This window comes from Geitlerinema sp. PCC 9228, from assembly GCF_001870905.1.
Lineage (GTDB): Bacteria > Cyanobacteriota > Cyanobacteriia > Cyanobacteriales > PCC-9228 > PCC-9228.
In genome coordinates this window covers 7518-18488 of the sequence record NZ_LNDC01000190.1, presented here as the reverse complement: position 1 = coordinate 18488, position 10971 = coordinate 7518, and the positions used below count along the sequence as shown (strand labels likewise).

Annotated in this window: 11 protein-coding genes; 6 read left to right on the top strand and 5 right to left on the bottom strand. The window is 46.7% G+C overall.

The genetic code is table 11. The annotated features are described in order from the left end of the window. Positions 1–178 precede the first annotated feature (178 nt). The 5 genes from AS151_RS19780 to AS151_RS19760 form a co-directional block, all read right to left on the bottom strand. Positions 179–694, bottom strand: coding sequence for a hypothetical protein (locus tag AS151_RS19780; protein ID WP_211517655.1), 516 nt, complete (start codon positions 692–694; stop codon positions 179–181). A 248-nt stretch (positions 695–942) separates the two neighbouring features. Beyond that, positions 943–1443 (bottom strand): DUF1772 domain-containing protein, encoded by a 501-nt coding sequence (locus AS151_RS19775; protein ID WP_071518792.1) that lies wholly within the window; start codon positions 1441–1443, stop codon positions 943–945. A gap of 151 nt (positions 1444–1594) precedes the next feature. Beyond that, entirely contained in the window at positions 1595–2596 is a 1002-nt protein-coding gene (locus AS151_RS19770; RefSeq protein WP_071518791.1) for a hypothetical protein, read from the bottom strand. A 674-nt stretch (positions 2597–3270) separates the two neighbouring features. Next, positions 3271–4314 carry an aromatic ring-hydroxylating dioxygenase subunit alpha gene (locus tag AS151_RS19765; protein WP_071518790.1) on the bottom strand — a complete coding sequence of 348 codons (1044 nt, stop codon included), beginning with the start codon at positions 4312–4314 and terminating at the stop codon, positions 3271–3273. 168 nt (positions 4315–4482) lie between these two features. Next, positions 4483–4731, bottom strand: a complete 249-nt coding sequence (locus AS151_RS19760) for a Ycf34 family protein (RefSeq protein WP_071518789.1) — start codon at positions 4729–4731, stop codon at positions 4483–4485. A 117-nt stretch (positions 4732–4848) separates the two neighbouring features. On the opposite strand from AS151_RS19760, the gene AS151_RS19755 reads away from it, so the two are divergent. The 6 genes from AS151_RS19755 (at position 4849) to coaBC (ending at position 10826) form a co-directional block, all read left to right on the top strand. Beyond that, positions 4849–6156: a CCA tRNA nucleotidyltransferase gene (locus tag AS151_RS19755; RefSeq protein WP_244533090.1), complete on the top strand. Its 1308-nt coding sequence runs from the start codon at positions 4849–4851 to the stop codon at positions 6154–6156. Between the two features lie 230 nt (positions 6157–6386). Next, complete coding sequence (locus AS151_RS19750) at positions 6387–7232, top strand: YaaW family protein (protein WP_071518787.1); 846 nt, start codon at positions 6387–6389, stop codon at positions 7230–7232. A 9-nt stretch (positions 7233–7241) separates the two neighbouring features. Beyond that, positions 7242–8549, top strand: coding sequence for an O-antigen ligase family protein (locus AS151_RS19745; RefSeq protein ID WP_071518786.1), 1308 nt, complete (start codon positions 7242–7244; stop codon positions 8547–8549). 105 nt (positions 8550–8654) lie between these two features. Beyond that, entirely contained in the window at positions 8655–9284 is a 630-nt protein-coding gene (locus tag AS151_RS19740) for an alpha/beta hydrolase (protein ID WP_071518785.1), read from the top strand. 54 nt (positions 9285–9338) lie between these two features. Continuing rightward, complete coding sequence (locus tag AS151_RS19735; RefSeq protein WP_071518784.1) at positions 9339–9551, top strand: DUF2555 domain-containing protein; 213 nt, start codon at positions 9339–9341, stop codon at positions 9549–9551. Positions 9552–9575: 24 nt separating this feature from the next. After that, entirely contained in the window at positions 9576–10826 is a 1251-nt protein-coding gene (coaBC, locus tag AS151_RS19730) for a bifunctional phosphopantothenoylcysteine decarboxylase/phosphopantothenate--cysteine ligase CoaBC (RefSeq protein WP_071518783.1), read from the top strand. The last annotated feature ends 145 nt before the right edge of the window (positions 10827–10971 follow it).

Genomic DNA, 10971 nt, shown 5'->3' with positions numbered 1-10971 from the left:
GGAGACGGTTGGGGTTATGTTTGTGGTTTAGCAATATCGGATTGGGGAGGGGGAGTTGTATAGCTGAAATTGAGCTAATTCGATGGTTGATAATATTGTTTGTATATGTTAACAGCAAATGACGTAGGGTGGGCACTGCCCACCCTACTTTCCTTATTAGTAAATTTTATAAAAAAACTTACTCAGGGGTGAAATTCGTGGTAAATTCCTGCCACCGTTGGGCTTTCGACCCAGATAAGTCTAATGTGGGAAAGTCAACTGTATTTTGCGCGCGATAATACAGAATTTCCGTTGTCTCGGGTTCTCCCAAACCGTAAGCATCGACAATATCTTGAGCTAAACTACAACGAATGCGAAAGTCTCCCATGTCAATTTTTCCGTTGTTTGCTTGATAATTCCATTCCAATCCAACCACGGAGTTGCCCCTTCGTTGGTTGTCCAAACATTCATAATGGGTAATTTCAAACATTTTGGCGATGTGAATATCGTAGTGGCGGAGTCCGTTTCCCACAGGAACTGTGGTATCCTTGTCTGGGACGCTGAGATATGCGAGTATGTAGCCATCTTCCGAACTAATATAAGCTGCAATGTTGGTAATTGGAACTGTGGGGCGGGCGGTGGCAGGTTGGGCTATACTGGTTGCCAGTGCGATCGCGCTTAGAAACAGAAAAGCTAGAGAATGGGGGGTTTTCATGGTGGTATTTCCTAAGTTTGATTTGACAGGCGGTCACAGATTGTCCGCTTGTTCTCATTAAATACCATGTTTCCCAAATCGCGCGCAGATTGTAAAGCGTGAAGAAATATTGCTTTTCCTAAAAAATTTCATAGGGGAGCTATGGCTAATTCAAAAATATTGTGATTGAAAGAAAAATTAGGCAACATGCAACTTCTATTTTTTTACTCAATAAATTTCCCGTACCTAGGGGATGCCATGTAACAGAGCTAGTGTCTCTTTGACGGATGTATCGCCAAAGCAACAAGATACAAAATAAAAGAAAGTGCAGATGTGCCAGTACGCAGGGCATTGGCTTCGTTCCAGGCATCACGAGTCGCTTTCCAATCAGTGGGAAGTGCTTGCGGATTCCAAGATTCGGTGTAGTCATTTAAGGGCAAATTGACCTTAGCCGTAAAAATGATGATGCCACCCACATACAACGCACCTGCTGCTATAATAAGCCAAAAAGGTAGAGTGCGATCGCGCCGCCAGTTCGCTGCTAGGGCAAGCAAAGATACGGCACCACCACCAAAGAAAAAAGTAAAAAACATTGGGTGCCGTACATTTTCGTTAAACAGCGATTGAACGGTAGCATAAGTTTCCCCGTCTACCTCCAACATGGCTAGATTCACATTAAAGGTGTACGTCCAGAAAAATCCAGCCATAATGCCTGTGACAAATGCTGCTAGCGCCAGACTTCCCTGTTCCAAATAGATTCGTTTTCTCATCCGTTGCCTCCTTGCAATCCATTTTGTACGGCCATACAATCTACGAGGATATCAAGGTATATATAGCATCTCTCCACTGCTATACGCTAAGAGACAATCGATTCATTGGTTTTTTACTTACATACAAATAAAGAGGGCTTCTTAATAAAACTTAAACTATTCCCAAATCTTCACACATAGTTTCTATCAATTGTTCCTGCAATTTATCTGGCGTACAAATTGTCATTTGATATAAGTCAGTTAATGCTTTGATTTTGTCTCGGGGGATATCGGTAAGAACAACAATTGTATGACTTATATCCAATCCCATGTGGCGGGACATACGGGAATATTTATTTATATGATATTGGTAGTCTGTAGACTTAGACTCAATCCAAAAGAATATATTTTCTACATGAAAAATCAAGTCCAGCTCAAAGTCGTCACCATTATTTAGTATAATTTGTGGATTTAGTAAGTAATCAAATGTTAATTTTCGGTCGAATTGATTTTGTACTTCCGCGATCGCATTACGCACCTTAACCAGTACGTAGCGCTCCAACCATTGGCCAGCAAAAAAATTCTGTGCGCGGGGTTCCGTAGTTGTTTTCGCTTTAATCAAATACGTAGGGGATTTAAAATAAATATATTCTTCCAAAAAAGCGATTTCATGCAGTCGCGTACAAAACTGGCATATATCACTTATATCTTGCTGGGAATAATCTTTAATGGAAAGAGAAAAAGAAGCACCGTGCTGCATACAACGTTTGATTTTTGCTAGAATCTTCTCCAGAGCCACATAATGGTTGCCTAAAAACTCTGCCAGTGAATTAATTACAGTATCTGCTTCACTTTCTTGTGGTACGGTTTTAATCTGGATTCCTTTAGAATCCAAAAATTCTCTAATAACGTCTCTTTGAATAAATTCTGGTTTTAATATAGATGAAAATGTTGAGCGATCGCTCATTTCTATTGTGGAAGAGGAGATAAGTTGGCTTAATGAATAATTTGAGTTGCTAAAAATGTCAGTAGAATGCTGGAAATCGTTTTGTATGCGCTCATATAGCGATCTTGAGTTATGATTTTTGGTTGTATTAGCGTTTTCTAATGCATTGGCAATACGTTCCAAAGCATTAGCAATTCTCTTCAACACTTCATGGTTGTCGTCACTCATACATTCACCTGGAATACGGTACCTGATTAAATCTAGAATTACTGCTCCTATTGAGCCAAACAGGAATTTCTATCCACACTACATGCCTTTGGGCAAACACTCCTTGAAAAGTATTTAGAAACGGGTCGAGGAAAATCTACTGAAAGATTTAGCTATCATAGCTTTCAGACCATTCATTTTATCTCATACCAAATCCGATTCTCTCAACCACAAACGTAACCCGAACCGTCCCCCTTTACAATGGGGACTACAGGGGGTTCTAACCTGGTTTTATTATCGGGTTTTACCAGGACGGATTTGTCTCATACCGAATCCGATGCGTACAAACCACGAAAATTTTGTAGGGTCAATTCGCGAATCGACCCGATACCAGGGAATTTCCATGGATAAAATAGCGAGTCTGTTTGAGATGGATTTGGTACCAAACAGCTTTTTTAACGAGTAGAAATCATGATATAGATTCCTATACGAGCTACGTTTATTTTACCCTCGTAGAGAATTCTAATTGAGCGGGGCTTTCATTTGTTGACACTCCGCGCTCTCAAGTTTATAACTAAATGGAATCGGGTGGGCAGTGCCCACCCTACGACTACATTTTACTTTGCGTCTTGCTGCGCTCTCAAGTTTATAACTAAATGGAATCGGGTGGGCAGTGCCCACCCTACGACTACATTTTACTTTGCGTCTTGCTGGTACTTACGCACGATCGCTCTTTGTAAAGCAAGAATTGCCGGATTCACTTCTACATACTTCCGCTGGGGATTGGCATCGTAGGTTTTTTGTTCGCTGGCTACCATTTCTCGGTCTTGGGCTAAAAACTTCTCAAAGAGAAAACGCCGTATTAGCGGTGCCAACCATTTGCCAAATTTGCTGACTACCCACTTCGGTAAGGGCAATCGTAAAAATAAATAACTGAAAGAACGGGTATCTCGCCAATTTCTAGGACACCGCAACAGATACAACGAAGAAAGACCTTCCAGGGAACTGCGGTAGTGCGGGTATTGATATTCAAGCGTGATGGTACGTGTGGTGACTTCGTTGGCACTTGCGCTCAATCCCAACAGTTTGGGCATCAGCCCTTTGTAAGACACTTGGTAATCTGCGGAAACGCCGTTTTCTGTTTCCTGTAGCGATAATAATTTGGGGTTAAACCAGCCCTGCAAGTCTTTGTGGAGAAACCCGTGAAACACATCCATGGTGTTTTCGTTGCATATGGAAAAGTGAGCGGGGAAGTGGCTGGGAATGGGCACGCACAACAGACTTGGGTCGTCGTATTCTTTTATGTGAGGCAGTTCGCTCTGGCTGGCGAGGTTTGGGTCGCCGGGAAATATCCAAATCAGCCCGTACTGTTCCTGCACTGGATAGCTGCGCGCTTGGGCACAGGGAAGTTTTTGTTCTGGGGGAAAATAGGGTATGTTGACGCATTCGCCATCGCCGTTAAATTCCCAACCGTGGTAGCGGCAAACTAGATTTTTGCCGTTGACTTCTCCTTTGTGTAAGGCAACACCTTTGTGCGGGCAGGCATCTTCCAATGCATGTATGGTACCATCTATGTCGCGATACAAGGCGATCGCTTCTTGCCAAAGGGTGACTGCATGAACTTCACCCGGTTTGAGCGTAGATGCCCATTCCACGGGATACCAATAATTGGGATTGATACCCACCTGGCGAACTGTATTTTGCAGTTGTTGGCTCGTCAGCTTGGCAGCCGATTCCATAACCACTTCCGCTTTTGAGTTGAAAATGATTCTTTAGCTATTATACAGCAAGTATGGGAGCGTGGGTGCGTGGGTGCGTGGGAGCGTGGGTGCGTGGGAGCATGGGGGAAACGTGAGTAATTATATCTTTCTAGTCCCCCCATCTCCACATCTCTCCATTGATTGAATTTAAGTAGGAACGGGTTCTCCTGGGCGTAGTTTAGCCCATTTGCCGGCTTCTTCTAGAAAGCTTTCGCAACCGACCACATCCCATTCCATTTCAATATGGTCTTCTTGCGGGCGAATGTTGACGTTGATGCTGGGTTGTACTGGTTCAAATGTGGGATTGTCGGTTAAATGGGGTTGTTGGTGTTGCGTTTCTACGGCGTGGTAGGTGACGCAACGATCGACGTAATGGCAATTTACACAAATACACATAACAGTCACCTTTTATAATAAGGATTCCTAAAACCAGATAGAAACTTCCCCAACAGCGCAAAACCTGTCTGGGGTACTATCCTCTTCAGGCGTCTTTCTGTTAATTTAGCTTAGGCAATGCCTTCCTGGCAGAACGCGATCGCAATTTTTTCCTATCATATGTCTCCAAAATCCCCCTCTCCCCTGTCTTCGCAAAATTGGCCGTTCGATTTGACAGATTTGCCAAAACCTGCCTATTTGGTAGGCGGGGCAGTGCGAGATGCTTGGCTGCAAAGGTCGGTGGCACATTTGGATTTGGATTTTGTCTTGCCCCAGCAGGCGGTAAAAACGGCGCGCCAGATTGCCAATCGCTACGGTGGTGGCTATGTATTGCTGGATGCGGAACGTCAAATTGCTCGGGTGGTGTTTGACCGCGCTACGGTGGATTTTGCCGCTCAGGAAGGGCAAACGCTGACAGAAGACTTGCAACGACGGGATTTTACCATAAATGCGATCGCTTACGACCCCCACCACCAAACCACTATCGACCCGCTTCAGGGGCAGCAAGACCTGCAAAAACAGGTGGTGCGCATGGTTTCCCCCAAAAATCTCGAAAGCGACCCGTTACGCTTGCTCAGGGCGTACAGACAGGCGGCTCAGCTCGATTTTTCTATTGACCCCACCACCCAAAAGACGATTCAAGAGTTGGCATCCCTCATTGCCCGGGTAGCGGCGGAACGGGTACGAACGGAGATAAGCTATATTTTAGAAACCAGCCATGGTGCTTTTTGGTTGCAGCAAGCTTGGCAGGATGGGGTACTTTCGGTTTGGTTTCCCAGTTGCGATGCTGGTAGTTTTCAACTCATGGCAGGTTGCGATCGCGCTTTCGATACAATTATTTCAGAATATGGAGAATTTCGCCCACTCACCGACCAGCTACAGCAACCATTGCGTTCCACCCTCCCCACCACCTGGCTGATGCTGGCAAAATTATTCTGTTTGCTAGATAGCGACCCAGAAACCGCCACCAAGCAACTATTGGATCTCAAATATAGCAATATCGAACAAAAAAACGCGATCGCGCTGAAAAACACCTTTCCCCAACTCGCATCGACAGAAGCCATAGAACAGCAAACCATCCGCGATTGGTTCTTTCTATACAAAACCGTCGGCGAGGCATTTGCTTCTTTGGTGGTATTAGCATGGGCAAATAACGTACCCATCACCGCCCTAGAACCCCCCATTCGCCGCTATCTCGACCCGGAAAATCCCGTTGCCCATCCCCAGCCTATCCTATCGGGAGAAGATTTCATCCACGAATTGCAGTTTCCCAAAGGACCGGAAATTGGTCGTTGGTTACAGGAGGTGCAAATTGCCCGGGCTGAGGGGAAAGTTAACAATCGCGAACAGGCGTTGGCGTGGGTGGCGCGGCAGGTGAGTGGGTGATGGGGCGTACCGAGCGTGGGGGTGTGGTAGAGGGATATTTTTTAGAATACTACTAATATATTGGTGTGGTTCGATATGATTTTGATAGCTATGGGTAAAAATTTTGTTGTGGCGATCGCTTCTCTGTTTCCGATTTCCAGGAAAAGTTAGTGGTTCGATCGCAGATAGCCAATTTGGCAATCGTTTCCATTCAAAACTTAATATAGCGTTCGGTGTGGAGGGCAGGAATCTTGGATGAACTTAGAACTGGATTGGAATTGGCGACGGAAGAAGAACTTCAAGAAATTACGGGGATTCTTTTTCAACGTAGGTTCAATCCTCTCGATTACTTACAAGTCCCGGAAACCATGGAAATTTGCAGTCAAACCAGGCAAGTTTGGCTGGATTTGGTGGAAAAACGGTTTCGTTTTTTGGCGGCGGATGGGTTTTCCGTGCTCGCTCGGCGCACGCATAAAATTACTTACCGGCAAACGCTGTTACAAGTTTGCAAATATTTGCGTATTTCTTGCGAAAGCACCCTTTCCACCATCGATTTAGAAGCAGAAATCTTTTTAAATATCTTGGAAAAATGCTGGCATCGCCTGCCGAAAGCCGACCGATACAAGCTAACATTGCGGGTACAGCGATCGCTTGCCCAGTCGAATATTAGCCATCCCTCGCCGGTGGCTTTTCAGAAAAATCCCCTCACGCTAATTTTAAAAGGCAGTAGTGCCATTGCTGTGAGTTCGGTGGTGCGTCCGCTGCTGCTAAAGGAAATTGCCCGGCAGTTTGCTTGGTATTGGGCAAAATATCAAATTGCGCGGGAAACGGTGGCGCGGGGCAGTTTGGCGGCTTCTGTTAAGTTTCAGGGATATGTGGCTATGCAAACAGCGCGTCGGGGGATGGCGGCGACGGCGGCTCGTTACGGAACGGTCAATACCATGTTAAGCTTTTTAGGACCGGCTCTGTGGACGTGGTTTTTTGCCGATTTGGGTTGGCGTGCGATCGCTACAGACTACGGTCGCATTATTCCCATTATCTTTGCTTTGGCACAAATCCGTCTGACTCGTCAAGAAGAAGCGTATCAAATGGCATAAGGGTTTGCTTTGGTAAATACAACTTCCTCACCAGAAGATCGCCAAGACCGCCTCTGGCAAGTAACGCGCTATGGGGTGGCCATTTTTTCATTTAGCCCGGTTGTGGGCGGATTGGGACTTTTGTGGGCAGCGATCGCAATTTGGCTTCGTCACGGGCGATCGTTATTGGCTTCTCGCGTCACCCAAGGATTGGCGGTGGTGGCGGTTTTGCAAATTCTTTCTACGATTTTTGCCGACAAACCGCTGCCCTCTTTTTGGGGGTTATTTAATTTTCTCCCTTTTTTCTTCTTATTCCCCGCTTTGGCAAAAATTCTCCATACGCCCCACCGGCTGCGACGAATTGCTCAAATTGTTCTAGTAGCGGCGATTCCCGTTGGTCTAATTGGCTGGGGGCAGATGTTGTGGGGATGGCACGGTCACTGGGAACTGACAATTTTGGCAAATATTCCCATTGAAGAAGGGGGCAATCCCCCCGGTCGCATGTCATCGATTTTTATTTATGCCAATTTTTTAGCCTGCTATCTGTTGGTTCCCTTTGCGTTGGGGTTGGGATTGTGGCTGGAATCCTTGTGGCAGGTTCGCGCAAGCAAAGCAGGAGCTTGGTGGCAGCTTACTTGGCAAACGGCGGCTTTAACCATAATTGCGATCGCACTCTTTTTTACCCATTCCCGCAATGCTTGGGGGGTGGCAGGCTTGATGGTTTTGGTGTTTGCCATCTATGCTAGTTGGTATTGGATTGTTACTGCCATAGTGGCTGCCATGGGAGTGGTGTTGGGAGCGGCTTTTGCTCCTGCACCGGCAAATACCTGGTTCCGTTGGGTGGTACCTGCCTACATTTGGCAGCGGCTCAACGATCGCTTGTATGCCGATCGTCCGGTAGAATTGATGCGAACCACACAATGGCAGTTTGCTTGGGATATGATAAGCGATCGCTGGTGGTTGGGTTGGGGATTGCGCAGTTTCTCCCGTTTGTACGAGCAAAAAATGCAGGTTTGGTTAGGACATCCTCACAATTTACCATTGATGCTGGCTGCTGAAACTGGCATTCCCGCTGCTTTGCTGTTTTTGACGGTCGTGGGTTGGATATTTGCCCGGGGTGTATTATCCTTAACAAAGGGCATGGCAAAACAAAATTTCTATTATCCCGGCGATCGCTTGATGTTGTTTTCCTATCTGGTTGCTTTTGGGGGATGTACGTGTTTTCATCTTTTAGATGTTCCCCTATTCGACGTACAAATTAATATGTGGGGATGGTTGAGCTTGGCGGGAATTTGGGGATTGGTTGCCCCGAACGGCAGTACAAACCAACGCGCTTAACGCCCGCACATTCCGCAACTTCCAGACAAATCCTTGGTCTAATTTCCATCCCTATCTAGAATCAATACTGTAGGTTAGATACAACGCACGCACATTATCCAGCTTATGCAATTAGAAGCGATCGCCATTTCTCCGAAAACCCCAGATGCCACCAAAGGCGTGGTGGTGATGCTCCATGGTTGGGGCGCTAACGCCAAAGATTTGACCTCCCTGGTTCCTTCCTTGAACCTACCCGATTATAAATTTTTCTCCGTAGAAGCTCCCTTTGCCCATCCCCAAGTCCCCAACGGGAAAATGTGGTATAACTTAGAAGTGGAAGACCGCCAAGGTCTCGCCAGCAGCCAGAGAGCCTTAACCGATTGGTTGCAAGCCCTACCAGAAACCACCAACATTCCTTTTTCGCGCACTTGCTTGCTGGGGTTTTCCCAGGGTGGCGCTATGGCTTTAGATATCGGCGTTCGTTTTCCCCTGGCAGGCATTGTTTCTCTGAGCGGTTACTTACACGAGCAGCCCAAACCGCAAACCGACCGCATTCCTCCAATTTTCATGGCTCACGGTACCAACGACCCGGTGGTTCCCATTAACACTTCTTATCAAGCCCGGGAGACGTTGGAATCGCTGGGAAGTTCCATTGACTACCAAGAATTTGCCATGGGTCACGAAATTGCCTTGCCGGTTTTGGAAAGTGTCAAGAATTTTATCGAAAGATCGGTAGGACCGGCGCTGGGGTCGTAAAATATTATAGGTTAAGCGCTGGATCGAACAACAAAGCTGTCGAAGGTCAGTTTCATGGTAACTACAAGCATTTCCCAAAAACAAATCGCGGCAATGACCCCAGAAGATGTTGCCGAACTGGCAAAACGCCTGGAACTAGACGAATACGACAATCCATTTGCGGGGTTGGATGACTGGCATTTGCTCCGCGCGATCGCATTTCAACGTCCGGAATTGGTAACTCCCTACGTTCACCTACTGGACTTTGAAGCTTACGACGAAGCGTAATTTCCTATTTTTAGGATAGCAGCAATGCGCGATCGCGAAGCATCACCGCCAGAAAATCGCCATATTTTGGTAGGGGTAACAGGGGGGATTGCCGCTTACAAAGTTTGTCAAGTGGTTTCCGAACTCGCCAAAACCGGCGCTCAAGTAAAAACCATTTTGACAGAATCGGCGCAAGCTTTCATTACCCCCCTGACTTTATCCACCCTCTCCCGCCATCCGTGCTATACTGACAAAGACTTTTGGCAACCCGAACGTGGGCGACCCCTACACATCGAACTAGGCGAATGGGCGGATGTTTTCGTTATTGCCCCTCTCACTGCCAATACCCTAGCCAAACTGGTTGGAGGGATGGCTGATAATTTACTCACCAATACCGTCTTAGCTTCCCAGTGCCCAATTTTGCTCGCGCCAGCCATGAATACGCAAATGTGGCTGGCAAATCCCACCCAACGCAACTGGCAGCAAATTCAACCAGATAGCCGCTACCACAGCATCGGACCGGAAGCGGGGGTTTTGGCTTGCGATACCGTCGGCAACGGTCGCATGGCCGAACCTAATGCTATCTTGACTTATATCGAATCTTTGCTGCAGACCGGCGGCAAACAGGATTTAACCGGCAAACGAATTTTAATTAGCGCCGGCGGTACGCGAGAATATTTGGACCCGGTACGATTTTTAGGCAATCCCGCTACAGGCAAAATGGGGGCAGCTTTAGCGCAAGCAGCGATACACCGTGGCGCTGAAGTGACCCTGGTACACGGTCCTATGGATACGGACTTTTTGCAGGCATTTCCCACCGTAGAAGCTTGGGAAACCGTCAGTTCCCAACAAATGCACCAAAAATTGCTGGAAAAATTACCAACAGCCGATTGGGTGGTGATGTCGGCAGCCGTCGGTGACGTACGTCCGCAAAATTACGCTCGGGAAAAATTACCCAAGCGATCGCTTCCAGAGGCATTGCCCCTAACACCGATTGCCGATATTATAACCGATTTGTCCCAAAAACGGAAGCCCCACCAGCGTCTCATTGGATTTGCCGCGCAAACCGGCGACATTGTCACCCCAGCTTGGGAAAAATTGCAGAAAAAACAGCTCGATTTGGTAGTTGCCAATCCCATCGACCAAGAAAATACCGGTTTCGGCAGTCAAACCAACACTGCCATTTTGCTTGACAAACAAGGCAATCAAGAAACCATCCCCCTTTGCAGCAAGCTACAACTCGCTCACCGCATCTTCGATTGGGCCGTTGCTACCGCTGTTGCCGGCGAAAATTAACCCAAATCCTCATTTTTGCCGTTCCCTTAGTCAAATTTCCCCCAAAAACGCCTAATTTTCTCCATCAAAAAATATCAATCATTTTCCTATCAAAAAATCGCCGAAACGTTCAATACGAACAGCTAGAAACCTACAAAACAGAGTA

What these genes read in the sequence shown, in the direction of transcription:
- AS151_RS19780 (WP_211517655.1), bottom strand. Translation starts at nt 694, where the DNA reads ATGAAAACCCCCCATTCTCTAGCTTTTCTGTTTCTAAGCGCGATCGCA.
- AS151_RS19775 (WP_071518792.1), bottom strand. Translation starts at nt 1,443, where the DNA reads ATGAGAAAACGAATCTATTTGGAACAGGGAAGTCTGGCGCTAGCAGCA.
- AS151_RS19770 (WP_071518791.1), bottom strand. Translation starts at nt 2,596, where the DNA reads ATGAGTGACGACAACCATGAAGTGTTGAAGAGAATTGCTAATGCTTTG.
- AS151_RS19765 (WP_071518790.1), bottom strand. Translation starts at nt 4,314, where the DNA reads ATGGAATCGGCTGCCAAGCTGACGAGCCAACAACTGCAAAATACAGTT.
- AS151_RS19760 (WP_071518789.1), bottom strand. Translation starts at nt 4,731, where the DNA reads ATGTGTATTTGTGTAAATTGCCATTACGTCGATCGTTGCGTCACCTAC.
- AS151_RS19755 (WP_244533090.1), top strand. Translation starts at nt 4,849, where the DNA reads ATGCCTTCCTGGCAGAACGCGATCGCAATTTTTTCCTATCATATGTCT.
- AS151_RS19740 (WP_071518785.1), top strand. Translation starts at nt 8,655, where the DNA reads ATGCAATTAGAAGCGATCGCCATTTCTCCGAAAACCCCAGATGCCACC.
- AS151_RS19735 (WP_071518784.1), top strand. Translation starts at nt 9,339, where the DNA reads ATGGTAACTACAAGCATTTCCCAAAAACAAATCGCGGCAATGACCCCA.
- coaBC (WP_071518783.1), top strand. Translation starts at nt 9,576, where the DNA reads ATGCGCGATCGCGAAGCATCACCGCCAGAAAATCGCCATATTTTGGTA.